Annotated in this window: 25 protein-coding genes; 12 read left to right on the top strand and 13 right to left on the bottom strand. The window is 50.7% G+C overall.

What is annotated here, in order from left to right:
• The first annotated feature begins 37 nt into the window (after positions 1 to 37).
• Positions 38 to 517: a GNAT family N-acetyltransferase gene (locus G367_RS23295; RefSeq protein WP_020412442.1), complete on the top strand. Its 480-nt coding sequence runs from the start codon at positions 38 to 40 to the stop codon at positions 515 to 517.
• Between the two features lie 25 nt (positions 518 to 542).
• Here G367_RS23295 and G367_RS0107205 read toward each other — a convergent pair whose 3' ends face one another.
• Positions 543 to 1,142: a pyridoxamine 5'-phosphate oxidase family protein gene (locus tag G367_RS0107205; protein WP_020412441.1), complete on the bottom strand. Its 600-nt coding sequence runs from the start codon at positions 1,140 to 1,142 to the stop codon at positions 543 to 545.
• 104 nt (positions 1,143 to 1,246) lie between these two features.
• On the opposite strand from G367_RS0107205, the gene pdxR reads away from it, so the two are divergent.
• Complete coding sequence (gene pdxR / locus G367_RS0107200; protein WP_211214908.1) at positions 1,247 to 2,698, top strand: MocR-like pyridoxine biosynthesis transcription factor PdxR; 1,452 nt, start codon at positions 1,247 to 1,249, stop codon at positions 2,696 to 2,698.
• A 243-nt stretch (positions 2,699 to 2,941) separates the two neighbouring features.
• Positions 2,942 to 4,354, top strand: a complete 1,413-nt coding sequence (locus G367_RS0107195; protein ID WP_157533405.1) for a hypothetical protein — start codon at positions 2,942 to 2,944, stop codon at positions 4,352 to 4,354.
• Positions 4,355 to 4,590: 236 nt separating this feature from the next.
• On the opposite strand, the gene G367_RS0107190 is transcribed toward G367_RS0107195, so the two are convergent.
• The 8 genes from G367_RS0107190 to G367_RS0107155 form a co-directional block, all read right to left on the bottom strand.
• The gene (locus G367_RS0107190) at positions 4,591 to 5,145 is read right to left on the bottom strand and encodes a hypothetical protein (protein ID WP_020412438.1); all 555 of its coding nucleotides are present in this window, start codon (positions 5,143 to 5,145) and stop codon (positions 4,591 to 4,593) included.
• 341 nt (positions 5,146 to 5,486) lie between these two features.
• Positions 5,487 to 6,548: an alpha/beta fold hydrolase gene (locus G367_RS0107185; protein WP_020412437.1), complete on the bottom strand. Its 1,062-nt coding sequence runs from the start codon at positions 6,546 to 6,548 to the stop codon at positions 5,487 to 5,489.
• Positions 6,549 to 6,641: 93 nt separating this feature from the next.
• Positions 6,642 to 7,232 carry a peptide-methionine (S)-S-oxide reductase MsrA gene (msrA, locus tag G367_RS0107180; protein WP_020412436.1) on the bottom strand — a complete coding sequence of 197 codons (591 nt, stop codon included), beginning with the start codon at positions 7,230 to 7,232 and terminating at the stop codon, positions 6,642 to 6,644.
• Positions 7,233 to 7,295: 63 nt separating this feature from the next.
• Positions 7,296 to 8,480: an iron-containing alcohol dehydrogenase gene (locus G367_RS0107175; RefSeq protein ID WP_020412435.1), complete on the bottom strand. Its 1,185-nt coding sequence runs from the start codon at positions 8,478 to 8,480 to the stop codon at positions 7,296 to 7,298.
• Positions 8,481 to 8,537: 57 nt separating this feature from the next.
• Positions 8,538 to 8,993 (bottom strand): hypothetical protein, encoded by a 456-nt coding sequence (locus tag G367_RS0107170; protein WP_020412434.1) that lies wholly within the window; start codon positions 8,991 to 8,993, stop codon positions 8,538 to 8,540.
• 50 nt (positions 8,994 to 9,043) lie between these two features.
• Positions 9,044 to 9,505 carry a hypothetical protein gene (locus tag G367_RS0107165; RefSeq protein WP_020412433.1) on the bottom strand — a complete coding sequence of 154 codons (462 nt, stop codon included), beginning with the start codon at positions 9,503 to 9,505 and terminating at the stop codon, positions 9,044 to 9,046.
• Positions 9,506 to 9,535: 30 nt separating this feature from the next.
• Entirely contained in the window at positions 9,536 to 10,918 is a 1,383-nt protein-coding gene (locus G367_RS0107160; protein WP_020412432.1) for an aldehyde dehydrogenase family protein, read from the bottom strand.
• A gap of 120 nt (positions 10,919 to 11,038) precedes the next feature.
• Positions 11,039 to 12,412 (bottom strand): glutamine synthetase family protein, encoded by a 1,374-nt coding sequence (locus tag G367_RS0107155; protein WP_020412431.1) that lies wholly within the window; start codon positions 12,410 to 12,412, stop codon positions 11,039 to 11,041.
• Between the two features lie 162 nt (positions 12,413 to 12,574).
• On the opposite strand from G367_RS0107155, the gene ppa reads away from it, so the two are divergent.
• Entirely contained in the window at positions 12,575 to 13,111 is a 537-nt protein-coding gene (ppa, locus tag G367_RS0107150; RefSeq protein ID WP_020412430.1) for an inorganic diphosphatase, read from the top strand.
• Positions 13,112 to 13,208: 97 nt separating this feature from the next.
• Here ppa and G367_RS24970 read toward each other — a convergent pair whose 3' ends face one another.
• The 3 genes from G367_RS24970 to G367_RS0107135 all read right to left on the bottom strand — a co-directional run bounded on the left by G367_RS24970 (position 13,209) and on the right by G367_RS0107135 (position 15,401).
• Positions 13,209 to 13,715, bottom strand: coding sequence for a hypothetical protein (locus G367_RS24970; protein WP_020412429.1), 507 nt, complete (start codon positions 13,713 to 13,715; stop codon positions 13,209 to 13,211).
• Positions 13,716 to 13,730: 15 nt separating this feature from the next.
• Entirely contained in the window at positions 13,731 to 14,555 is an 825-nt protein-coding gene (cysE, locus tag G367_RS0107140; RefSeq protein ID WP_020412428.1) for a serine O-acetyltransferase, read from the bottom strand.
• Between the two features lie 129 nt (positions 14,556 to 14,684).
• Entirely contained in the window at positions 14,685 to 15,401 is a 717-nt protein-coding gene (locus tag G367_RS0107135) for a M15 family metallopeptidase (RefSeq protein ID WP_157533404.1), read from the bottom strand.
• A 245-nt stretch (positions 15,402 to 15,646) separates the two neighbouring features.
• Here G367_RS0107135 and G367_RS0107130 point away from each other — a divergent pair, with 245 nt between their 5' ends.
• The 4 genes from G367_RS0107130 to G367_RS0107110 all read left to right on the top strand — a co-directional run bounded on the left by G367_RS0107130 (position 15,647) and on the right by G367_RS0107110 (position 18,590).
• Positions 15,647 to 15,931, top strand: a complete 285-nt coding sequence (locus G367_RS0107130; protein ID WP_020412426.1) for a TfoX/Sxy family protein — start codon at positions 15,647 to 15,649, stop codon at positions 15,929 to 15,931.
• 157 nt (positions 15,932 to 16,088) lie between these two features.
• Positions 16,089 to 16,973, top strand: coding sequence for a protease HtpX (gene htpX / locus G367_RS0107125; RefSeq protein ID WP_020412425.1), 885 nt, complete (start codon positions 16,089 to 16,091; stop codon positions 16,971 to 16,973).
• A gap of 188 nt (positions 16,974 to 17,161) precedes the next feature.
• A complete protein-coding gene (locus G367_RS0107115; protein ID WP_020412424.1) occupies positions 17,162 to 18,217 on the top strand; it encodes a S1C family serine protease in 1,056 nt (351 codons plus the stop codon).
• A 28-nt stretch (positions 18,218 to 18,245) separates the two neighbouring features.
• Entirely contained in the window at positions 18,246 to 18,590 is a 345-nt protein-coding gene (locus G367_RS0107110; protein ID WP_020412423.1) for a Rieske (2Fe-2S) protein, read from the top strand.
• 48 nt (positions 18,591 to 18,638) lie between these two features.
• On the opposite strand, the gene sfsA is transcribed toward G367_RS0107110, so the two are convergent.
• Positions 18,639 to 19,337: a DNA/RNA nuclease SfsA gene (gene sfsA, locus G367_RS0107105; RefSeq protein WP_020412422.1), complete on the bottom strand. Its 699-nt coding sequence runs from the start codon at positions 19,335 to 19,337 to the stop codon at positions 18,639 to 18,641.
• Positions 19,338 to 19,591: 254 nt separating this feature from the next.
• Between sfsA and dksA the strand changes: the two genes are divergently transcribed.
• From dksA to G367_RS0107085, 4 genes are all read left to right on the top strand, one after another.
• The gene (dksA, locus tag G367_RS0107100; protein ID WP_020412421.1) at positions 19,592 to 20,029 is read left to right on the top strand and encodes an RNA polymerase-binding protein DksA; all 438 of its coding nucleotides are present in this window, start codon (positions 19,592 to 19,594) and stop codon (positions 20,027 to 20,029) included.
• 80 nt (positions 20,030 to 20,109) lie between these two features.
• Entirely contained in the window at positions 20,110 to 20,982 is an 873-nt protein-coding gene (gluQRS, locus tag G367_RS0107095; protein ID WP_020412420.1) for a tRNA glutamyl-Q(34) synthetase GluQRS, read from the top strand.
• A 145-nt stretch (positions 20,983 to 21,127) separates the two neighbouring features.
• Entirely contained in the window at positions 21,128 to 21,304 is a 177-nt protein-coding gene (locus tag G367_RS26450) for a hypothetical protein (RefSeq protein ID WP_169337099.1), read from the top strand.
• Entirely contained in the window at positions 21,294 to 24,254 is a 2,961-nt protein-coding gene (locus G367_RS0107085) for an ATP-binding protein (protein ID WP_020412418.1), read from the top strand. The genes G367_RS26450 and G367_RS0107085 overlap by 11 nt, the downstream gene beginning before the upstream one ends.

The following is a 24,254-nucleotide window of genomic DNA, read 5'->3' as shown; positions in this document are numbered from 1 at the left end:
CGTTTACAAGGACCTCGGTAATGGAGTTTAAGGATTAATGATGGCCACCTCCCTTCGACTAATAACCAAGGATAATTACGAGGCTGTTTACGATCTAGATGTTGCCTTGGAGCAGCAGGAATATGTCGCATGCAATCTGTGGTCACTGGTAGAGGCACAGTTCAATACTGGGTATGAAACCCGCGCAATTTATTTTGGAGAAAATCCAGTTGGTTTTTTTATGTGGGTCAAGGAAAACCATGAAAAGATGTCTATATGGCGTTTTATGGTTGACCAGAAATACCAGCAAAAGGGAATAGGCAGGGCTGCCCTGAAGTTAGCCCTGCATGAGATCAGGCAGACCCCCAATATTAAGCAAATAAAGATTTGCTACAACCCCAAAAACCCAGTTGCTAAAGATTTCTACTCTAGCTTTGGCTTTGTAGAAGTTGGAATAGATGACGATAACGAGGACATGCTTGCCATAATCGACCTCTCCAATACAGAAGTCCAAGTTGAGCCCTGTACGTACCAGTAGCTTTAGAGCATGGAGTTATGATTACTTAGCGAAATGGACAAACAGGCTTAACTCCGCTCCAAACGGTTAAGCTCTGATCTTCCTTGTTGTCGGTAGGCGCTCCACTCCGGCTCTTAAAAGAGCCCTCCTCTATAGTCAATCGCATTAGCGCTGTGCCCTTGCGTTCCTGGATGTTGGGAGGGCGGACCTGCTCCCATCGGTCAGGCTCAATATCGTTCATTATGACTTTAAAAGCCTCATCGAACTCCCGGGAGTCATGCACACGTTCCCCACGGCAAAACAACACTGCCGAGCGATAGTTGGCACTGTGGTGAAAAGCAGATTTTGCCAGCACCCATTCATCGTATTGTGCAAATGAAATACAGATTGTTTCCCCCGCATCTACCAGCTTCTGCAAACGGCTTTTATTTGCCACATGGAAATACAGGAAGTCTCTCTTCCGCCATACAGTCAATGGAATAATGACCACCTCCCCATTCTGTATAAATCCAACATGGCCGAGCTTTAGCTCATCTACCAGCTGATACACAACTTCCCTTTGATAGCTGGCTCTCTTTGCCGCCCGACGTATCTTGCTCTTTGCAGTGGCAGGCAACTCAGGGCCAAAATGATTGGTAGTGTCCATAGAAACCTCCTTACTAACCGCTGCTCATTTAATCTATGTCGCCAATCTAAGAAGTTGCTGGTACTCTGAAAAGGTCCAGTTTTTGCTCTTTCATGGTGCCAGTTTTGAGCGTTCCAGACTTCACTGACCTAACCCTGGATCGGGCCCAACCACTACAGGCCCAGCTGTATCGAATGCTTGTACAGCGCATTTGCAGTGGTCGGTTGAGCACCGGCAGTAAATTGCCATCTTCCCGCAGAATGTCGGCGTCTCTGGGAGTGAGTCGCAATACCATTACGCAGGTATTGGAACAGTTAAAGGCCGAAGGTTTCCTCACCAGTAGATCTGGTCAAGGCGTGTTTGTCTGTGCATCACTGCCGCCACATGTGGAAGCCCCCCAGCGAATGAGCTGGCAATCGGATACTGATCATCCGCCACAGCTGTCAACTTTCGGGGAATCGTTAAGAAATGCACCGCTTGTCAGGGAGAAGCTATTGCCCTTTACACCGGGATTACCGGATCTCGACAGCTTTCCTTTTCATCTATGGAATCGCCTCTATCGGCGGCATCAAGACAGAACAGCACTCATCGGCTATGGCCCCAGTCAGGGCTATCAGCCATTAAGACAGGCATTGGCAGAATACTTACGTAACTCCCGGGGAGTCCGCTGTAGCGCCGAGCAAATCATTATTACTAACGGTGCCCAGGAGTCCTTGAGTCTCTGTGCACAAGTCATACTAAATCCGGGGGATACCGTAACCATGGAAAACCCCGGCTACAGACGAGCACGCATCGCTTTTCAATCTGCCGGTGCAGACCTCCATTTGGCAGGACTAAAAAATGGCTCTCTGGATGTAGAATCACTGACAAAGCACAATCACACCGCCAAGCTTCTCTATACCACCCCTACACACCAATATCCGATGGGTGGAGTAATGCCTGCCAGTGACCGCTTAAGGCTGCTGGACTGGGCAGCAAGCTCTGAAGCCTGGATATTGGAGGATGACTACGACAGCGAATTCTCATTTGTACACAAACCCGTGGCAGCGCTGCAAGGAATGGCGGAGGACACACCTGTACTTTATATGGGCAGCTTTAGCAAAACTCTTCAGCCCGGTATTCGTCTGGGCTATATGGTGGTTCCCAAATCAGTGATACAGGTATTTAACCACGCCAAAGAGATGCTATCTGGTCACTCACCCCTTCTTTCCCAAGCCATAGTTGCCGACTTTATTGAAGAGGGACATTTCGTACGACACCTGCGTAAAATGCGCATCAACTATCGGGAAAAATGGCTGCATTTTTGCGATTTGGCACGACATAAACTTGAACCCCAGGCGCAACTCATCGCAAGTAGTGCCGGAATGCACGTGGTACTCGCCACGCCCGGCAGGAATGACCTAGAACTGTCAAAGAAATTAGCCGAACACCGCATCGGTAGCACTCCACTTTCTTTTTTCTATCCCGACAAATCCTTGAACCATGGCCTGGTATTAGGGTTCGCCAATACCAGTAAACAGCAGCGAGAGGACTGTATAGATCTTCTGCAGCGTTTTTTGACAAACTCATCCAGCTAGTAAACTTTCAATATCACTATTATTGGCAACAGCATTTCTATGCTATGACCAATAGAAAATACTGTTAGTGCACCTCCTATGCACACTCACCCTGCATATGCCTGATCAACCCTAGCCTGAAGTTATCCACACTTTCCTATTGCCGATAAAGACAACAACTGGGATGAATACACGCTGAAATAGCGAACTTTTTTTGGCACAAGTATTGATCTATGGGAATCGAATTCAACTAGGCTAGGGTTTATGCACAATTCCAGCCAAACTTTAGATACTAGCCAAACAAAAACGGCAACCTCGTCAACTGCATGGCTAGCCATGATAAGCCTTTTTTTAGGCGCCGCCTGTATCCAACTGGTCATTACGCGCTACCTTAATGGCGAGGTGGCACCGCAGGCCTTTGCAGCCGCATTAGAGCAGCTTATTCAAGCGGAAGAAGCCCCCACAGCCATTCAATCTTTAGCCATATTTTTTACGCCGCACATCACCAGCCTGACCTACTCACTGCATTTTGCCATTCTACTTGCCGGGGCACTCTTAATATTGCGGATATTAATGCCCCTAGGCGCCCTACTCATGTTTGTGAGCTTCATAGTATTATGGGGCTTTACTTATATGGGCGAAAATAGCTGGTTCTTTGAATTTTTATCACCGGCGTTGTATGCATTAGTCTTAGCGGTAAGCAGCTATGGCCTCACCCCAAATATTCAGAAACCATCCGATCACCCCTCATCTCATCCAACGCCCTATTACCAGCGTCTATTGGGCGGTATTCTGGCACCCGATATAAGCTTTTTGTCCTGGTGCCTCTGGGTGATTGTGGTATCTAGCGTGCTGTTTGCGATATTTTTGATGTCGCGCAATGGTGGCAATCACATACTTCTAGCCAGCCTATTATCCAGTATCACCATTGCCGTCCTAGCAATACTTTCGAAATTTTTAGACCGATATCGCGTAGTCGCACAGACACAACAATCCAATCTGCTGGTAGGGCGTTGGATTAACCTGTTCACCATCACCATTGGTGTTATGTTGATTTTCCAGGTTTATGAAGACAGCTTACTGAACTGGTTTACCGTAGAGGGCTATAGGGGGCTGGTGAACTCCTATGTAGAATACGGAAACACCCCGTTATGGTTTCGCAACGCATTAGCCTGGGTTGCAGAGCATGCCAATATTTTTATGCCCATTCAAAGGGTTTTCGAAGTCTCTGCTGCAATCTGCATGGTCATATTAGTTTTTCGTTTCCCTATTGTTCTATTGACCACCGGGCTATTCGCCATTCTTTCCTTTACCGAATTCGGAGTAACCAATATTTGGCCCCCAGCACCTGGCAAGCCCCCGGCCTGGGTGTTTGAGCTACTACTCACAACGTTAGTGAGCTTAACCTGTGGCCTCTACTATCTTTTTGATGCTTTGAAATACAAATCCTGGCATTACTGGCTGCTTGGTTCAAAGGTGTTTGAATCCATATCTAACCTGGATAAACGCCTACTTTTTGTCTTATTTTTCATCTTGGAAATAATTTTATTTTCTGAAGGAGCCATCAGTAAAGAAAACGATATACTGGCATTACATTTTGCAGCACTCGCACTGATTCCTTTATTTTATATATTGATACTTATAGATATCTTTAGAAAAGATATCACAACGCTCTAACCATCAATTAGATTTAAACTTGGTTAAAATGATATCTGGCCAGGCTCAACTCCTCACTTTATCATTCACATAATTAATCCGTAGAAAAAAATTCGTTAAAAATACAACATGAGGATAAAGTACCCCATTTGATAAGCCGCTACTTTAGCTAGAACAAACTAATACTATAAAACTACTTTTAAAGACAGATATCTATTGATACCTGCCAAATAGCACATAAAGAATTTTTAAAAAAATTATCTGATAAGCGTAATTTCTGTGCCGCTTTCACTCTGATCAACCCAGGTCCAACGGGCACTGGGATTGACGTCAGGGAAATAAATATAGTAATCGCCGGAGAGTGGAACTGCCGAAAGCTTAACAGTACTGTTTACACCTATACAGCCGCTTGTATCGCTAACGATATAGAATAAATCTGATATCTCGCCACTCGTTTTTGGTAATTCATCATAAAATTCGGCAGTGTCTATCAGAGGCTCTTTTTCATCTACAACAAATAATATTTGATCTGCCAGATACTGTTTGACCTTAATTATGTCTTTATCTTCCAAGCAATTTTGATTATTATTTCCGAATCCCTTGAAGTGTAAATTAAGATCATACCTATCAGCTTCCGTCTTTGTATCAACTACTTCGGGCAAGCCAATACCCTCATCATTGGTCTTCATATAAGTCCCAGAAGGACTGACGAGATAGACCCTATCAACACCCACACCTGCAGCCTTTGATTGACTGGCGCAAACCAACCCTGCAGCTAACAATATAAATTTAAAATTAGATCGAATATTCATTTTCCCAGCATCCTTTTTTACATTTAATCTAAAATTATATTGATTCCATCATCATACCTGATATTAATTCGATTATTTTTTAATTGAGTAAATCCAGAAAAATAACTTAAAACTGACGAACACCTCACAAAGATAACAGAACCATCAAGCTAGACCCGATATATCAGAAAATGGAAGATACACAGGTGTAACCACTTAAATTAAACATGACACGACGACATAAGCTTCGAACAAGAGCGATTTTTAAGCTAAGAAACACTATCGAAAATATTATAATCAGTCTGCATTCCAGGAAAATCAAACTAAAATTAGAAGAAGATATAGTAAGTTATGAGGCTAAGTTAAACACCTCGCAATTCTAAAAGATTTCGCATTTGCTTAGAAAGTAGCAGAATTTTATCAATGGTTGATCTCGCCCCAGCTTTACCCAAAAAGAAAAAATGGCCTCCCGGAAGGGACTCTGAGAGATAGTTTTCAGAAGTCTTAACTAAGCGCTTTAGTTCTTCCCAACGTGTTAGAGAAAGCTCCTTAAAACTCTTATCTCTTAGCACTTCCCTAATTAAAACTCGACTTCTAATAAATGCCCAATCGGCTGTATTTAGCAGTACGTTTTCCGCATCACAAAGTGAATCTCCGTGGATAACTACAGGAAAAGGATAGTCTTCATAACCAAAAGTATTAGCTGACTGGATGCTTCCTTGAATATCATCAATAAAGCGGTTTTCCTTATACATTAAACCGGTGCCAATCAGGCCTACTGGTGTGGCCCCCAGCATACGCTCTCGATAGACTTCTTTCTTTAGAATAGGATGGCCATTATATTTACCTTGATCTTCCAAAGCTTGAAAAAACCAAGGATAGAGACATTCTCGATTGGCTAAGCCCTCGGGTGTCATGGTGATATTTTCTGAATTAGCCTTTGGCATAAAGCCGGGAACTGCAGGATCTCCAGACATTGCGACAAACATCGCAATTGAAATCTTCTTTCCAATAACCTCCTTCCCAAGAGCTCCGGCAATCTTACATCCCATACTCCAGCCGCAAACGATCACCTCACGTTGTAAGTTATTCCTAGAAACCACCTCATCAATCACTTCAGCGACTTGCTTTCCCCAATCGGCAATCGTAAAGCTGGGATAGAAGCCATCAAAAACCTTATTGGCAATTGGGAAAGAGACAGCCAGGAAGGGATGGCCTGAGCGATGAACCCAGTAACTGATAAAATCCTCTTCCCTGGCCTCAGGACAGCCATAGAAGATACGTGCCAGATGAGAGTTACCCGGTATGAACACCATTAAAGGTTTGGATTTTTCCGCAGCAATATATCGGTAAAGAACAGGAAAGCCAGCTGCAGAGCCCAAGACTTCCCCTTCTTGCAATATCCCAGGCTGTATTTTTTTCATCTCTTTACCAAGACTGAAGCCCTACAGGCATGCTTCGATGCAGGGTTAAAGAAACCACTATAGAGAAAGTAATTAAATGCTGCACCAGCCTGATTAACCGGGCGCTTTGCCCCAGACTTCCTCCAGTCGCTGATCTCGCCCACAACGGAATCGGTAGTACTTATAACGCAGTGGATTACGCTGGTAATAATCCTGATGGTAAGCTTCCGCAGGATAAAATGTAGCTGCGGGTTTTATCTGGGTCACCACTTTCTTACCCAGCTCGGCCTCTACTTTCTTCTTACTCTCTTCGGCCAGTTGTTTCTCTTCTTCATTGCCGTAGAAAATTTCAGCGCGATACTGGTCACCCCGATCACAGAACTGTCCACCAGCATCAAATGGGTCCACATTGTGCCAGAAGATATTGAGTAAATCCGAGTAACTCACTTTGTTAGCATCATACTTAACCTGAACCACCTCAGCATGACCGGTACCACCAGCGGAGACCTGATCATAAGTGGGATTTTTCACGTGACCACCGCTGTAACCTGAGGTGGTTTCCAGCACGCCGTTTACTTTGTCATAGGGTGGTTCCATACACCAGAAACAACCACCGGCAAAAATAGCGGTACGGATATTTGGGGAATCCTGGGCATATCCGAGGGTGGCAGCCAGGAAGATAAACAGAGTAAAGACGCCGCGCATAACTAATTCCTGTGGACAATTCTATTGATAGGTAATCTTCTGTCGGCTTACAGGGTGAAACTCTTACAGTGTGACACTACCCTGGCAAGCACGCAGGAAAATATCGCGATATTCCACTGCGTTAAAAGACATGGGATTACTGGCTGCAGACGGATCTTCTGCAGCCAAACGTCCAATCTTATCGGCATCATCGCTACCAATACCAATTTCTTCCAAAGTATGAGGAATACCCAGCTGCTTACGCAGGCCAATAACCCAGTTAAGCACTGCATCAAAGCCGCTCTCAAACATATCTTTCCCGGTCAATTGCAATGAGAGTGCCAATTGTCCCATGGGAACCTCTATGGCTGGCCTGTTCGCTACAAGGACATAGGGCATCAATATGGCATTGAGTAAGCCGTGATGTTTATCGTAAAGGCCACCAAGTGGGTGGGCGAGTGCATGGATCGCACCCAAACCTCGCTGGAAGGCTGTGGCCCCCATACAGGAGGCAACCAGCATCTGCTGACGTGCTTTTAATTCAGTGCCTATCATATAGGCCCGTGGAAGGTAACTTTTAATCAGGCGCATACCCTGTAGGGCAATTCCCTCAGCCATAGGGTGATACATAGGTGAGTAATAGGATTCCAAGTTGTGAGAGAGGGCGTCCATCCCAGTCGCCGCGGTAATTTCTGGTGGCAATCCCAAGGTAAGTTCGGCATCGAGAATCACAATATCCGGCAAGATATTAGGGTGGAAAATCAAGCGTTTAATTTGCGCAGCTTCATCGGTAATCACTGCTACACGCCCTACCTCCGAGCCTGTTCCAGCGGTGGTAGGTACTGCAATCACTGGCACCATACCATTAGGATCGACACGCTTGTAATTATCACCAATATCCTCGAATTCCCAAATGGACCGGCTCTGCCTGGCCATTAATGCGATTGCCTTGCCGGCATCAATCGCTGAGCCACCACCAAAGGCAATGACTCCATCGCAATTTTTACTCCTTAAAATTTCGACGCCTTGATCAATATTCTCACTATTAGGGTTGCCTTTTATCGCTGAGAAAACTTCTAGTTCTAGGCTATTTTCCCGACAGGGAGTATAGGCACGCTCAATCAGTGGCATAGTGGCAAGACCGGGATCTGTCACCACTAAGGGGCGCTGTATATTCAATTCAACGCAGGCCTTGGCAAGATCCGCTATTCGCCCGGGTCCAACCCAAATATTGGTAGGGAAATTCCAGTTTACCCGGTATTTATCCACACTTGCCTCTTTATTTATCCAGTCCAGCCAATGCCCTCAATGACTTTCTGAAAACAGCTAATCTGCAACCTGTAAACGGGGCTTTATTGAGTTAACCAGATTAAAAATCAATGTACGGTTTATCGAGTTACAATCTTCCCAGTACCCTATTCCAAAATGATCCTCACCATTTGCCATAGACCAAATCTCTCCACACATCCCTTCATCTTCATAGCTCAGAAAATAGCCGGAAAATTGTCCCAGTTGAATTGCGGTAAGGGCCGCCTCACCCTCGTCGTAGTCATTTAGGAAAGTTTCAGTTTGTTGCTGTGCAGTTATCCCTTGAGAAAACCCTATTTTCAGTTGCGCATTGCTACACCGTTTCCTTAGCTCCATGCCCATTTCTCCATCAACCGTCTGTATGTACCACTTTTCCGGGAGGTCTATTGAATAATTTTCTAGCTCGTATTCCGCGGCACTAATCAATAACGGAGAAAAAAATGACAATACTATGCAACAATGTATGTACTTCACCTCAACACCTCCACCCAAACATTCACTCTATGTAACTTATAACTCACTAACTATTCAACGGTGTGAACTTTCATTGTGATAGATTCAACCACTTCGATTACCGGTGAGAAATCCACCGAATTACAGTCACTTTGAAAGTGTGCAACCAGTAAATCGATTCCATCGCCCAAAAACCAGTTTGCCATACACTTTCCTTTCGATTTAAAAGTGACGAAATAACCGGAATAATTACCAATCTGCACTGAAGAAACCGGATGTTCCAATGGATGTTGTTCTAAAAATACGTCAGGATCGCCACCATCTTTTAATAATCCCTCTCTCAGAATGTAGGCCATCAAGTTACCGGTGCCTTTCTGTCGAAATTGAATTCCTATCTTGTTGTAAGGGTCTTCGTACCTTGACCACCCACCGGGAACATCTAAAGTAATATTTTTATAAAGATAAGGTTCCGCTTTTAGCACCAATGAATTGAGTAAAAGTAACCCTGCAACACAACTTTTAATCAACCTCACAGAAATTCCCTCTTTAACGGTTCCCTAACCTTAAATTTTAAAATGGAAGGACTTGGGTCTAGTTAACTGCTCAAATCCAATCCGGGACAAAGTACACCCCCTTCCGGACCGCTTTACCCCAGTCCAGGCCAACTCTGGGTCCAGGTAATCACACCGATTAAGGAAAACTGTGCCTACCTGTAAATGATCCCCAATTGCCAGGGCGACCTCTTCATCCTGTGAAAAAATTGCTGCGGTGAGGCCAAACTGGCTGTTATTCATAAATTCTAGAGCCTCGCCATCATCATGCACTTTTTGCACCCCCAATACCGGTCCAAAAGACTCCTCACGCATCAGGCGCATTTTTTGGCGTACTCCAGTCAATAACTGTGGGGCCAAATACTGGGTACCGCGTTTATCCAGCGGGAAGTCACTGGTGCTCAGGTGCGTCTTGGCGCCCTCGGCCACAGCTTCGTCTATTTGTACACGTACTCGATCAGCGGCTTCTGCACGAACGAGGGGGCCTAATGTGGTGTCCGGATCATCCGGCCGGCCAAGCTGATATTTGCCAACCAGAGCGACGGCACGCTCTACAAATTCGTCGAATAGTTTTTCTTGAACATAAACACGCTCAATGCCGCAGCAGGATTGACCTGAGTTAAAAAATGCGCCATCTACAATTGTCTCCACCGCCAGCTGAAGATCCGCATCTTCCCGTACATAGGCAGGATCTTTACCTCCCAGCTCCAAACCCACCTGAATAAAGCGGCCTGCTACGGTGCGCTCCAAGTTTGCCCCGGCTTCTACCGAACCCGTAAAAGCGATGTGCTGGATTTCCTCCGCGCATGCCAACCTTTGGGTGTAAGCGTGATTCAGGTGTAGAAACTGAAATACCCCGTAGGGTAGCCCTGCCTCTCTAAACGCCTCAACCATTCGCTCTGCACAGAGAGGAGTTTGCGCAGAGTGCTTCAAAATTACGGCATTGCCCGCCAATATTGACGGCACCACTGCATTTACAGCCGTCAGGTAAGGGTAATTCCAAGGGGCAATTACAAGGGAAATACCCAGCGGTTCGCGACGAATAAACCGGGAAAACCCCGGCTTGGCTGACAGTTGGATATCTGCGAGGGCCTCTTCCGCAATATCTGCCATGGCTGAAGCGCGCTCGGCAAAACCATCAATTTCCCCGGGGGCGAAACGTATTGGCCTTCCCATCATCCAACAAATTTCCTCAGCCAGACGATCTTTGCGCTCCGCAAAAAATTCCACTGCGCGGTGTACAATAGCGATACGCTCGATGAGAGGGGTTAGGCGCCAGGCCCGCTGGGCCGATGCCGCTCGATCCAAAGCCACACGAATTTCAGCTTCGCCAGCCAGCGCTCTTTCCAGGTACACGCTGTTATCTACAGGGGAAATACATCGCAGGTGGTGCATATTGGAAATCCCTTTAATTAATTTTCACCGGTTTCCTACCAGTGAAGGAAAGACAACTGGGTTACGCTTTCAAAAAGACGGGCAACAGCCCAATTAAAGTACAGATGTGAATGGCTTAAATCAGATTATTTCGAAATACCTATCCAGCTCCCAGTCAGTCACATGACGGCGATATTCACGCTCTTCCCATTCGCGACTGGCCGCGAAGTGCTCAACAAATTCACTGCCAAACAACTCCTTAGCAGCTTCAGAGCTTTTGAAACGCTGGGCTGAATCCCACAGGGTAGCGGGCAACGTTTGCTGGATCTCGGGCGTCAGTGCATAGGCATTGCCCTCAATAGGATCGCTTGGCTGCCATTGCTGCATCACGCCATACAGCCCAGAGCCGAGCGCTGCAGCCAGAGCTAAATAGGGATTGGCATCGGCGGCACCAAGGCGATATTCCACTCGCTGCGATTTACCGTTGCCAGGAATAGCGCGCAGCGCTGTAGTCCGATTCTCAACTCCCCAATTAGCGCCGGTAGGTGCCCAAAAGCCGGGTACCAGGCGACGGTAACTATTTACAGTGGGCGCCAACATGGCCAGAAACTCAGGCATCAGGCGCTGTTGGCCAGCAATAAACTGGCGCATAATTTCGCTGCCCCCTGTGGGTTGGCTTCTATCAAAAAATGCCGATTTACCATTGTCCGCACTGCGCAATGAGAGGTGGATATGGCCACTTTGTCCGGGGTAATCACTGGACCAACGCGACATAAATGTCGCCATTAATCCCATGCGTTGAGCCAGGATTTTCATAAATGTTTTAAACAGGGCGGCCTTGTCCCCTGCAGCCTCTGCTTTATCCACTGCAATTGCGGCTTCAAGAACTCCTGGACCCGTTTCCGTATGCAGTCCTTCCAGCGGGAAATCCATGCGCTCCCCCATATCCAGGATTTCCCCGTACAGTTCGGAATGCACAGAGTTGCGCAATATTGAGTAGCCAAACCAGTCCGGGGTGAAAGGCTTCAGATCGCGAAAGCCCTTTTCGCGCACGGAATGCGGCGTTTCATCGAATAGGAAATATTCATACTCAAGGGCAGCAAAGGGCTCAAAGCCCGCTGCCCGGCAGCGCTCCACCACCCGGCGCAAAGCCGCGCGGGGGCATACTGCCTGGGCCCGCTGATCAAACTCAGCCAGAAACAGCAACATATTCTCTTCAAAGGGAATATCTCGGCAGCTATCTGGAAGTATCCGCACAGGAGCATCCGGATACCCTGTATGCCAACCGGTATAGCGGGCGTTGTCATAGAGCTGGTCTTTTACATCCCAGCCCAGCACCACATCACAAAAAGAGAAGCCCTTATCCAAGGAAGAGAAAAACTTTTCGCGGCTCATATATTTGCCGCGCATGACACCATCGATATCGAAAAGGCCCACTTTGACATGACTGAGGCCGCGCCCTTCGACAATCGCACGGGCCTCCTGAACGGTTTTAACCTCCCTGGCTTTTAGCATTTCCGTCCCTGCCCCGTTGTTGTTATCAATGACTTACAGGATAGACCCGCCAGCCAAATCCTGACGCCCGATATTTCCCCAGGGGCGTGACTTTCAGCTGTGCCGAACTGCATATATAATCCGCGCTCCAAATTTTTCGTTTTACCCAGTTCAGGACCAGCAATGAGCTTCGACAAGATCCCCGCAGGTAAGGACCTGCCCAGCGATATCAACGTTATCATCGAGATCCCTGCCAACTCCGACCCCATCAAATACGAGGTGGACAAGGACTCTGACGCCGTATTTGTGGATCGCTTCGTTGCCACTCCGATGTTCTACCCGGCTAACTACGGCTACGTGCCTCAAACCCTGTCCGAAGACGGCGACCCCCTCGACGTGCTGGTTGTCGCGCCTTACCCGGTAATGGTTGGCTCTGTTATCCGCTCCCGTGTAATCGGCGTTCTGAAAATGACCGACGAATCCGGTGTAGACGCCAAACTGCTGGCGGTACCTCACACCAAGCTGACCAAGCTGTATGATCACGTACAGGAAATTGGCGACCTGCCGGAATTGCTGCTCAAGCAAATCGAGCACTACTTCGAGAATTACAAAGCCCTCGAAGCCGGCAAGTGGGTAAAAGTAGAAGGCTGGGCCGACGCTGAAGAAGCCCGCAAAGAAGTGCTTTCCTCTCGTGAGCGTTACCTGAAGGAAGAAGGCTGAGAGCCACTTCCTTTAGCTAGGCTCTTGGGCACAAAAAAACCGGCTTTATGCCGGTTTTTTTGTGCGTGGAGACTCCCTCAGAGGGAATGATTTATGTTTAGTCCAGATCCCACTTGGGAATATTGACTGGGGCAGCCTCCGCCTCAGCGCGCTCACTCTTATCAAGCAAAAGTCCTTCCGCCGCACGCAGGCTGATATGGTCAGTGGAAACCTCGACCGCAGCCACTTGCTTGCGCTCATGATCTTTGACCAAATTTCCCTCCATGGGCGCAAGCGTCCAATTGGGTATCGGGGAACTGTCGGATTCAGGTGTTCCCTCAGGCTGAACAGTCTGTGCCTGTATGGTTTTGGGCTTGGCGGTTGCTATCCCACTCTCATCCTTCAAGGTTACCTGGGCACCGATTTTGGCCAAAGTGGCTTGAAACTGCTCTGCCTGGGCTTGGCTGAGGCCTTTTCGCAAGATCAGTGGACGACCACTGAAAAGTTTCTCCACTGCCTGCGGGGTGCTCTTAAACAGGCGCGCCATATTGGATTTCACATCGTTCGCAGTAAATCCGTCGATCAGGTCACCGCGGAAAACCAAGCTATAGGTGGCTTGCGACATTACTTAATCCCTGTGTTATTCATCCGGGTCCAGAGTCTGGTCCATGGTAAAGGCAGGAGCTCCCTCAATTCGGCCACCAACTTGGCGCGCTGGCACACCAGCTACCGTGGTGTGATCGGGCACATCGTGTAATACCAGGCTGCCAGCAGCAATCTTGACATCATCTCCCACCCGCACAGGCCCTAATACCTTGGCACCGGCACCAATCATCACTCCGTGACCGATTTTTGGGTGGCGATCGCCGGAGCCCCGGCCACTGCCACCAAGGGTCACAGAGTGGAGGATGGATACATTGTCCCCCACTACACAAGTCTCCCCCACAACCAGACCAGTCGCATGATCAATCATAATGCCGCCGCCAAACTTCGCCGCCGGGTGAATATCCACAGAAAACTGCTCCGACACCCGGCTTTGGAAATACAAAGCCAGGGTGAAACGCCCGTGCTTCCAAAGCCAATGGGCAATTCGGTGGGATTGCAGCGCGTGGAAACCTTTGAAATAAAGAAACGGAGTCAGGTATTGATCGCAGGCCGGATCACGATCGTACCAAGCGCAAATATCAGCATGCATCCGACTGGAGATTGAGGGATCACTCTCCAGAGCGGAAGCAATAACTTCCTGCAGTGAAGTGGCAGTCAGCGCATCGTGATCCAACACAGCAGCCAACTGGTCGGCAATTGCATGCTCCAGCGATTTGTGGCGCAGGATAGTATTGTGGAAATAACTCGCCAGGATCGGTTCGCCACTGGCAGCGGCAGCGGCCTCCGCACGCATGGATTTCCAGACATCACGGGGCTCGATCGAGCTGTCGATAATGATTTCCTCGCCGGTCTTTTCCACTTTCCTGTTACTTCCCAATTGTATATGCCAAGGGCTGAAGCCCCGCGAAGCTTGGCAGGAATGGCAGGACCTTTCAAGCGCCGCCCACTGGGGAATCCGGGGCATAACAAGGCGGCGCCCGCTTCGTTCTCAGAGCGGCATAATCTCCGGATAACAGTGATCCGGGATCCACACAAAGCGCGTATAGATTTCCTCAAGATGCTCACACACGGTATCACACAGGGCCAGGTCACCGCGGCGCAGCTGTTCCTGCAGGCGCTCAATCGTCAATAGATCCTGCAATTCCTTCGCACGCGGTGCATAACTCAGGTGCCAGCGCTCAGGGGCCACCCCCCCCTGATCTGTGGCGAAGGGGCGAAACAAGCCATAGCTCTGCGCGGAGGCAATACGCTCATCCAGCCAGAGATGAAATGGGCCAAAAATGCCATTGTCCGCCACTTCCTGGGGGGTTAGCTGAACATCGTAGCCCTCCGGGAGGGCAGCCGCATCGATCATATCGAAGTCGGTGCCCCAGTGGTGGCGGGAAGCACCTGGCAATGCCGACCAACGCAATATGGCCATGACCAGCTCTCGCGGTGGCAATCCGGAAATTTCCAATGCCACTCCCTCGCTGTCGAGCACCGGCCTGAGTCCCTGTGCCTTGCCGTTCCAGATCGTGCGCTGGCGCTCAAAGCTACGAAAGCCTGAGGCGATCTGGGGATCAAAGCCTGCCTCGCGGGCATCACGTCTCAGGCGCTGGAAGGCCACCAGGGCCTCGGGGTGCAGCAACTGGCCCGAAGTTGGATCGAGGATGACATGCTCATCGGTGAGTCCAAAGAGCATACGTTGTAGCGGAACAGATAACATTTGACTCCTATAAGCGGGCGATTTTTGTAATGCGGTCTAAAGTGAACAAACCCAAGGTGCCTACTCTATCAAAGAGCAATACGGAATAAGCAGGTCAGCCCGGAATTGTAGGAAAAGCAATTGGCGCTGTCACAAAGGTACCGATGGTTAGGTTTACTGATCGACAATTAAATTATGTTAAGTTCAGCCCGCGATCGATGGAGAGATCGTATTAACTGAACGTTAAACCTTGTAGGGAAAACTGAATGCACCCGAGTCAATCAGAGTTACTGAAACTGAAAAACCTGGGCCTGGCCTCTGTAAATATCCTGCACTCTATCGGCATCCGCTCCCATGAAGACCTGCGCCGCATAGGCCCGGTGGAGGCATTTATCAGTATTCGCAATCGCGGCATCAATGCCTCCAGAGTCATGCTCTACGCTCTACAAGGCGCTTTATTGGACGTCCACTGGAACGACCTGGACCCAGACCTGAAGCAAAAGCTGGCCAGCGAGGCTGACCGACTGCTGGCCACTCAAAACTTAGACTAACGCGAACAGCCCAGATTTCTCCCAACGATTTAACGCCCGGATAGCCCCTGCGGGGATGGAAAGGGCGCTCGGCATGGTATTGCATATCGCCCGACTGTCACACAAAACGCCCCGCCCTATCTAAACTTACTCAAAGACGATTAGATGGAGAGAGCCGATGTTACGCATTGGGCTATTCCTGCTGACTAACTTGGCTGTCCTGGTTCTGGTCGGCATTATTTTCAACCTTTTTGGCATAGGAGGTATCCTCCAGGCCAATGGCGTTGACCTGAACCTCGGCGCCTTACTACTTCTCTGTGCACTATTTGGTTTTGGCGGCTCTTTCATCTCGCTACTGCTTTCCAAAACCATTGCACGGATGACCACCCGCACCCAGATTATTACCGAACCCCGCAGTGCCGATGAACAATGGCTGGTAGAGACAGTGCGGGAACTTTCACGCAAAGCCAACATTGGCATGCCAGACGTGGGGATATTCCCCATGCCCCAAGCTAACGCCTTTGCCACAGGCTGGAATCGCAACAACGCCCTGGTTTCTGTCAGTGCCGGACTGTTACAGCGTTTTAGCCGCGAGGAGGCGCGTGCAGTTATCGGACATGAGATTGGACACGTGGCCAATGGGGACATGGTAACCCTGGCTCTGATCCAAGGAGTCGTGAACACTTTTGTCATGTTCTTCGCGCGCCTGGTCGGTTTTTTTGTCGACCGGGTAATCCTGCGCAACGAGCAGGGACTGGGAATCGGCTACTACATCACCTCTATCGTCATGGATATCGTCTTTGGTTTCTTTGCCATGATTATCGTCGCCTGGTTCAGCCGCAGGAGGGAGTACAGGGCAGACCACGCAGGTGCAACACTGGCTAGCCCCAATTCCATGATCGCAGCTCTGCAGAGACTCAAGGTGGAATCCGAGCGGGGCCACGAAGAGCCACTGCCTGGCAATATGAAAGCCTTCGGAATCTTTGGCAACATGGGCGCACTGCTGGCCACACACCCACCTCTGGATGATCGCATCCAGGTTCTGCAGAATTTCCGTAAATGATTTTCACGCAACTGCACAAGCGCTGTTGTTTCGAATTATCCACAGGTGCAGATTTTATTCTGGTAAAAAAAAGCCTGTGAATACATTGATCCTGCAGGTACAGGTTTGCATAAACGTCGCTGTCTTTTCGCCCCCGGCTCAGGCGAGGTAAACTTTCCAGCAAATTGACAAAGGAAAGACTGCTATCCATGACAGCGCTAAAAACTCTGCCAATTATTTTTTCCTTAATGCTCCTCTGCCTCACATCTCCCCTGTATGCACAAGTCCAGGACTTCGCTACCGATGATGAGCGCAACACCATGCAGGTGTTCAATTTTGCCAGCCCGTCGGTGGTTTACGTTACCAACGAAGCCCTGGTGCGCGATCGCAGGACCCTGCGACTGCATGCTGTACCCAAAGGTGCCGGTAGTGGTTTTATTTGGGACGAACTGGGGCACGTGGTTACCAATTTCCACGTAATTGAAGGTGCGCGCAAAGTTACCATTACACTACAAGACCGCAGTGAATGGCCTGCCCAGCTGGTGGGCTCAGCTCCAGAGAAAGACCTTGCCGTACTGAAAATTGAAGCGCCTAAAGAGCGATTAAAACCTCTTGTAGCCGGTACTTCCAGCAACCTCTCGGTGGGGCGCAAGGTACTCGCCATCGGCAATCCGTTCGGCTTGGACACCACGCTCACCACTGGGGTGGTGAGCGCTCTGGGGCGTGAAATTGAAGCTGCCAATAATCGCACCATCCGTAATGTAATCCAGACCGATGCTGCCATTAACCCCGGCAATTCCGGCGGCCCACTGCTGGATTCCCTCGGGCGCTTGATCGGCGTCAACACGGCCATTTACAGCCCCAGCGGTACCAGCGTGGGAATTGGGTTTGCCATTCCGGTGGATACAGTCAAGAAAATCGTCCCGGAACTGATTGCCCACGGCCGCCTGGTTCGCCCCATACTCGGCATTGAATCCGCACCGGATCAATGGAGCAGTCGTTACGGTTTCGAAGGCGTAGCCGTATTGCGCATAGCCCCGGGGCTTCCCGCAGAGAAAGCGGGCTTACAAGGCATTTATCGCACACGCCAGGGAGGGTGGCAGCTGGGGGATGTGATTGTTGAAGTGGAGCAGCAACCCATCCGCAGCTACGACGATCTGCTCAACGCTCTGGAAAAACATCAGGTAGGTGACGAAATTACTTTGGGTATCATGCGCGACGGGACAATACGCTACACCTCGATTACACTCGCGGCGCCGCAATAGAGCAATAATAGATCCCAGAGCCGACTTTATGCAGAAATACTTCCTGTGCCGCTACGATGAATTGAGCGAGGGACAGTCGAAAGGCTTTTCCCTCGGCGATACCGCCGCCGGAACTGACAATGTCTTTGCCGTGATGAAAGAGGGGGAGGTTTATGCCTATAAGAACACCTGTCCACACCGCGGTATCAACCTCGACTGGCAGGAAGACCAGTTTCTCGACCCGGATGGGGCCCTGATCCAATGTGCCTCTCACGGGGCTCTGTTCCTGATTGAATCCGGTGAGTGTATCGCTGGCCCCTGTACCGGCGATGCACTGACACCTGTGCCTGTGGAATACGCCCAGGACGGCCTCTACGCCCTGCTGCCGGAGTAGGGTTTATCTTGCCGGGCCGTTCCTGCCCGGCCATTCATATCAACCCCCTCAGCGAAATGGCAGTTCCTGCGCGAGGACAATTTCACTGGCGCCTAGTTGCGCCTTGTAAGCGAGCACCTGCACACCGGCTGAAACCGCACTGTCGAGGGCGTCAGCATAGGCGGGGTCAATCTCACGCGCGGCCTCAACACTTTCGATACCACTGTGCTGAACACAATAAAAGAGTACTGCACGCACTCCGTCTTCAGCCAATTTCTGCAATTCCCGCAAATGTTTAGCGCCGCGGGCACTCACTGCATCGGGAAAGTAACCGCGCTCCCCATCTGCCAAGGTGACATTCTTAACCTCCACATAGCAGTCCCCCTGATCACCGGACAACAGAAAATCAATACGGCTATTCTCATCCCCGTAACGCACTTCCCGGCGCAGGGACTCGTAGCCTTGGAGTTCGCCAATTACCCCGGAGCGTATTGCCTCCTCCACTAGAGCATTAGAGCGCCCCGTATTTACACCGGCCAGGGCGCCATCGGGGGTGGTGGTGATCTCTAAAGTATGGCGGTACTTGCGTTTGGGATTACCCGAGTCCGAATACCAACAAGCGCCACCCTCAACCCAACAGTTCTTCATGGAGCCGGTATTAGGGCAGTGAATAGTGAAAACCTCCCCTTCTGAGGACTCCACATCTGCGAGAAAACGTTTGTAACGACGCAACAGGGTTGCCTTTTGCAACGAGGGGGTAAACTTCACGGGCTGGCACTCTTGTACATTTCAGCGCCACAAAATAGCAGACAACTATTTGTGGCGCGAATCGCGTAGATTTGATAGCTTCCTCGCTCTCGGTCGCCGGGGTATCGGCGGCGGAAACAAGGATTAGCCTGCCACCGCAAGCTTTTTGACAGGTGAAAAAAGCATCAAACAAAAAGATTCCGGTCTAGGCTAGATTGAATTTGGTGGTATCGCCCCCATTATCGGGGGCCCGTATAGAAAGAGAGGCAACGACTATGCCCAAAACTGCTGCGAGCACCGATTCTCTGCACGGCTTTGAGCCCTACAAGGAGACTAAGGGCGAAGAGTACATGAATGAGAAGCAGCAGGAGCATTTCCGCAACTTGCTGTTAGCCTGGAAGGCCGAACTGATGGCGGAAGTGGACCGCACCGTTTCCCACATGAAAGACGAGGCCGCAAACTTTCCCGATCCCGCCGATCGCGCCAGTCAGGAAGAGGAGTTCAGCCTTGAACTTCGCACCCGCGATCGCGAGCGCAAACTGATCAAGAAGATCGACGCCACCCTGGAGCTGATTGACCAGGATGACTACGGTTTCTGTGAAGCTTGCGGGGTTGATATTGGAATCCGCCGCCTTGAGGCTCGCCCCACCGCAACCCTGTGTGTGGACTGCAAGACTCTGGCTGAAATCAAAGAAAGACAGATTTCAGGCTGATCCATAACTAATAGAAATCCGGTGATCCCTAAGGGGCACCCGGCGCGAAGGGGCGGTCGACGGGACCGCCCCCTGTCATTTTGAAAAGTACTCACCCCTATATTGGTCGATTCGCTCCCTCCCCAAGCGGCCCCCTGCACTTTGGCTCTTTGGTGTGCGCACTTGGCAGCTACCTGGATGCCCAGTCCCATGGAGGCCACTGGTTGCTCCGAATGGAGGATCTCGACCCACCGCGCGAAGAGCCCGGCGCGGCCACCCGCATCCTGAATTCCCTGGAGACCCACGGCCTGCATTGGCACGGTGCCGTGGAATGGCAGAGCAAGCGGCACAGATTGTACGAAGAGACCCTGGCGCAACTGCGTGAACAAGGCCTCCTGTATCCCTGTTACTGCTCACGCAGCCAAATCCGCCAAAATGGCGGGCACGACAACCTTGGTTGCAGAGTCAAACACAGTGGCAGTGGTCCCTCTGCCCTACGCCTGCAATGTGCTGGTGACGAGGAGGTATTCGAGGATATCTGGCGCGGGGAACAACACCAACCGGTACGTGAAGACACGATCCTGAAGCGTCGCGATGGCCTGTACGCCTATCAGCTGGCAGTAGTGGTGGATGATATTGCCCAGGGGGTTACCCAAGTGGTGCGTGGCGCCGACCTTTTAGATACCACTGGCGCACAGATCCGTCTGTTCCACATACTCGGCACAACCCCTCCGGTCTTCGGGCACCTGCCTCTGGTAATGGGCCCAGGGGGAAAACAGAAACTCAGCAAGCAAAACCACGCGCCAGCTATCGATGACAATAAAGCGGCAGATAACCTGTGCGCCGCATTAATTTTTCTCGGTTTCCATGTGCCCGAAACACTGAGACAGGAGAAACCAGAACATATTCTGAAGTGGGCCACAGCCCGTTGGCAACGACACCAAATTGATAAGCGCGACCGGCAATTGCACTGAACTGCTGAGACATTTAACATTTTTGCGCCAGCCGCACCCACCTTTTGGGTAATATACGCATATCCCAATAGCGCCTTGCCCCTAAATCCAAGGTGATCCCGGCCACCATTAATGCCTTTTCCCAAACGGGTTTCCAAGACTGTCTATGAGCAATCGCACCCTGTTAATACTGCTCGTGCTAGTGGGCTATGTGTTTTCACCCACCATTTTTACCTGGATGATCAATCCCGTTGGCGCCTGGTATCGCCCTTTTATTCTCTGGTTCGTTTTGATCCTGTTGGCGATTTTTATCCAATGGAGACGCAAATCGAATGAGCTTTGAAATAGCCCATATCGCCCTGATTGGTGTCGTTTATATTGCCACTCTGTTCTTTGTGGCCTTCGCCACCTCAAAGGGCTGGCTGCCCGCACGCTGGGTACGCCACCCACTCGTTTATGTCCTCTCCCTGGGGGTTTCGCTGTCTGCCTGGACTTTCTACGGTATTGTCGACCTGGCCTGGCAGTATGGTTATGGCGTATTGGCCTACTACCTGGGCACCGGCGCTATGTTCTTATTTGCGCCAGTAGCTCTAGAGCCGCTAGCGCGGCTTGCCCAGCGCTACCAACTGTACTCCCCAGCGGATCTACTGGTTTTTCGCTACCACAGTCGCCAGGTAGGCATTCTCGCCACCCTGTTCATGTTACTGGCACTGTTACCACTGGTAGCTCTGCAGATACAGGCGGTATCTGAAACCCTGGCTCTTTTATCCCGGGATAGTGTTGCCGCGCTCGGTTTGCCAGACAGTGGGGTTTCCAGCAAGAACCTCATTGCTTTCTTCTACTGTGTGCTTTTGGCGGTGTTTACCAGCATGTACGGCGCGACCCGCGAACGGGGCGAGGGCCTGGCCAGTGCTATGGCGCTGGAATCCCTGGTTAAGCTGGTTGCTCTCACTGCGGTAGGTGGCTATGCCGTTTATGGTGTATTCGGCGGTTTCTCGGGGCTCGACCAGTGGCTACTTGAAAACAGCGATATGCAACAGCTGCTTTACACCCCCATTGAACAGGGCTCCTCCCACACCTTACTGTTGGTATTTATCGCCACCGCTGTGGCCATGCCGCACATCTTTTATCTCAGTATCGCTGAACGCCCCACAGGCCAGGCCTTGCGTACCGCCAGCTGGGGCTTCCCGCTGTTCCTGCTACTGATGGCGCTGCCAATCTTTCCGATTATGTGGGCGGGCTTCGCCCTGGATGTGGCAGAACCGGTGCAGTACTTCTCGCTGGCGGTGCCGAGAGCCAGTGGTTCAGCGCTGCTCACCACGCTGGCCTTTATCGGCGGTCTCTCCGCTGCCACCGGCGCGCTCATTATGATTACCCTGGCATTGTCCACCATGGTAATGAATCATTGGCTGCTGCCCGGTACACGCTGGCACTCAGAGGACAATATGTATCGCCAGCTGGTGTGGCTGCGCCGTGCGCTGATTGCCGCGCTGTTTATTGCCGGCTTTGCCTTCTACCTTCTGTTGAACAACCGCCTCTCCCTATCGGACCTGGCATTACTGGCGTTTATCGGGTCATTGCAATTCCTGCCGGGAATATTCGCGGTAATTCACTGGCCACGCGGCAACCGGCGCGGCTTTATCGGGGGGCTGCTGGGCGGTATGCTGATTTGGGGCTGCGGCCTGATGTTGCCGTCTATTTTCGACTTAACCGGCATCACTCTGCCCGGTACATCGATTCAGATACCTCTAGGAATGTCGATCTGGACACAGATCACCACTCTATCCCTCAGCATCAACATTCTGCTATTTGTCGGGCTGTCACTCTTTACGCGCACCAGTAACCTGGAGCAATACGCTGCTGATCTTTGTAGTGATGACACTATTGCTCAAGCGTTACGATTAGGTCTCGATGTGGAATCCGCAGCAGATTTCCGTTTGCGTCTTGCGGAGAGTCTCGGTGCCGCCACCGCCAATAAAGAGGTCAAGCGCGCCCTCAACCAGCTCGACCTGCCGGATGATGAGCGTCGACCTTACGCCCTGCGCCAGCTGCGCAACAAGCTTGAGGCCAACCTCTCCGGGCTGCTTGGGCGGGTGCTGGCAGGGCAGATTATCGACCGCCACTTCCCATTCCAGAACAGCGATCAACCGGCTAACAAGGATATCCACTTAATAGAAACGCGCCTGGGGCGCTATAAACACCAGCTCACCGGGCTCGCAGGGGAGCTAAACAACCTGCGCCTCTACCATCGCCAGATGCTGGAAGAGCTGCCCATGGCTGCCTGCTCCCTGGGCCGGGACGGTGAGGTACTGCTTTGGAATTACGCCATGCAGGACCTGACCGGTATTGCAGCCGGCGAGGTAATCGGCTCCAAGCTGGAGTACCTCGCCGAGCCCTGGCGCGGGCTGCTGGCGGAATTTGCCGAATCCTCTGATGCCAGCCGTTTTAAGCAGCAGGTGAGTCTGGATGGCAACAGCCACTGGCTCAATTTACACAAGACGCGCCAGAAGCGCAGTCGCAACGATCGTGTACGCAACGAGCGCGGCGACGGCCAGATGTTATTGCTCGAAGACATTACCGAAACCCAGGTACTGGAACAGGAGCTGATTCACAGCGAGCGTCTGGCTTCGGTAGGGCGCCTCGCTGCCGGAGTCGCCCACGAGGTTGGCAACCCTGTGACCGGCATTGCCTGCCTGGCACAGAACCTCCAGTTTGACTGTGACAACCCAGAAGTACTGGACACCGCCGACCAGATACTTAGTCAAACCCAGCGTATCAGCCGGATAGTGCATTCATTGGTCAACTTCTCCCACAGTGGCAGTCAGGAGAGCGAGCATGCCCCAGTAGACCTCTATGCCTGTGTGCAGGAAGCAGTAAACCTTCTGTCCCTGCAGCGCGATAAAACTGAAGTGCGTTTCGACAATACCGTACCTGAGGACCTGATCGCTCCGGGAGATAACCAGCGCCTGATCCAGGTATTTATCAACCTGCTCAGTAACGCCCGCGATGCCAGCCCCGATGGCGGTCATATTCTGATCGAGGGCTACATCGACAACGGCAGCGCCTGTGTCTCTGTAACTGACAACGGGCCCGGTATCTCAGCCAAGCACCGAGACCGTATACTCGAGCCATTTTTCACTACAAAAGAACCCGGCGAGGGCACCGGCCTCGGCCTGGCGATGGTATACAGCATCGTTGAAGAGCATGGAGGCCAACTGGAGTTAGTGAGTCCCGCCAACCGGGAGACGGGACGTGGCGCCAAGTTTATTGTGCAGCTGCCACTGGCGGGTTGA

Source organism: Microbulbifer variabilis ATCC 700307, assembly GCF_000380565.1.
Lineage (GTDB): Bacteria > Pseudomonadota > Gammaproteobacteria > Pseudomonadales > Cellvibrionaceae > Microbulbifer > Microbulbifer variabilis.
This window is presented reverse-complemented; position numbering and strand designations above follow the sequence as displayed.

What these genes read in the sequence shown, in the direction of transcription:
- G367_RS23295 (WP_020412442.1), top strand. Translation starts at nt 38, where the DNA reads ATGATGGCCACCTCCCTTCGACTAATAACCAAGGATAATTACGAGGCT.
- G367_RS0107205 (WP_020412441.1), bottom strand. Translation starts at nt 1,142, where the DNA reads ATGGACACTACCAATCATTTTGGCCCTGAGTTGCCTGCCACTGCAAAG.
- G367_RS0107195 (WP_157533405.1), top strand. Translation starts at nt 2,942, where the DNA reads ATGCACAATTCCAGCCAAACTTTAGATACTAGCCAAACAAAAACGGCA.
- G367_RS0107190 (WP_020412438.1), bottom strand. Translation starts at nt 5,145, where the DNA reads ATGAATATTCGATCTAATTTTAAATTTATATTGTTAGCTGCAGGGTTG.
- G367_RS0107185 (WP_020412437.1), bottom strand. Translation starts at nt 6,548, where the DNA reads ATGAAAAAAATACAGCCTGGGATATTGCAAGAAGGGGAAGTCTTGGGC.
- msrA (WP_020412436.1), bottom strand. Translation starts at nt 7,232, where the DNA reads ATGCGCGGCGTCTTTACTCTGTTTATCTTCCTGGCTGCCACCCTCGGA.
- G367_RS0107160 (WP_020412432.1), bottom strand. Translation starts at nt 10,918, where the DNA reads ATGCACCACCTGCGATGTATTTCCCCTGTAGATAACAGCGTGTACCTG.
- G367_RS0107155 (WP_020412431.1), bottom strand. Translation starts at nt 12,412, where the DNA reads ATGCTAAAAGCCAGGGAGGTTAAAACCGTTCAGGAGGCCCGTGCGATT.
- ppa (WP_020412430.1), top strand. Translation starts at nt 12,575, where the DNA reads ATGAGCTTCGACAAGATCCCCGCAGGTAAGGACCTGCCCAGCGATATC.
- G367_RS24970 (WP_020412429.1), bottom strand. Translation starts at nt 13,715, where the DNA reads ATGTCGCAAGCCACCTATAGCTTGGTTTTCCGCGGTGACCTGATCGAC.
- G367_RS0107135 (WP_157533404.1), bottom strand. Translation starts at nt 15,401, where the DNA reads ATGTTATCTGTTCCGCTACAACGTATGCTCTTTGGACTCACCGATGAG.
- G367_RS0107130 (WP_020412426.1), top strand. Translation starts at nt 15,647, where the DNA reads ATGCACCCGAGTCAATCAGAGTTACTGAAACTGAAAAACCTGGGCCTG.
- htpX (WP_020412425.1), top strand. Translation starts at nt 16,089, where the DNA reads ATGTTACGCATTGGGCTATTCCTGCTGACTAACTTGGCTGTCCTGGTT.
- G367_RS0107115 (WP_020412424.1), top strand. Translation starts at nt 17,162, where the DNA reads ATGACAGCGCTAAAAACTCTGCCAATTATTTTTTCCTTAATGCTCCTC.
- G367_RS0107110 (WP_020412423.1), top strand. Translation starts at nt 18,246, where the DNA reads ATGCAGAAATACTTCCTGTGCCGCTACGATGAATTGAGCGAGGGACAG.
- dksA (WP_020412421.1), top strand. Translation starts at nt 19,592, where the DNA reads ATGCCCAAAACTGCTGCGAGCACCGATTCTCTGCACGGCTTTGAGCCC.
- G367_RS26450 (WP_169337099.1), top strand. Translation starts at nt 21,128, where the DNA reads ATGAGCAATCGCACCCTGTTAATACTGCTCGTGCTAGTGGGCTATGTG.
- G367_RS0107085 (WP_020412418.1), top strand. Translation starts at nt 21,294, where the DNA reads ATGAGCTTTGAAATAGCCCATATCGCCCTGATTGGTGTCGTTTATATT.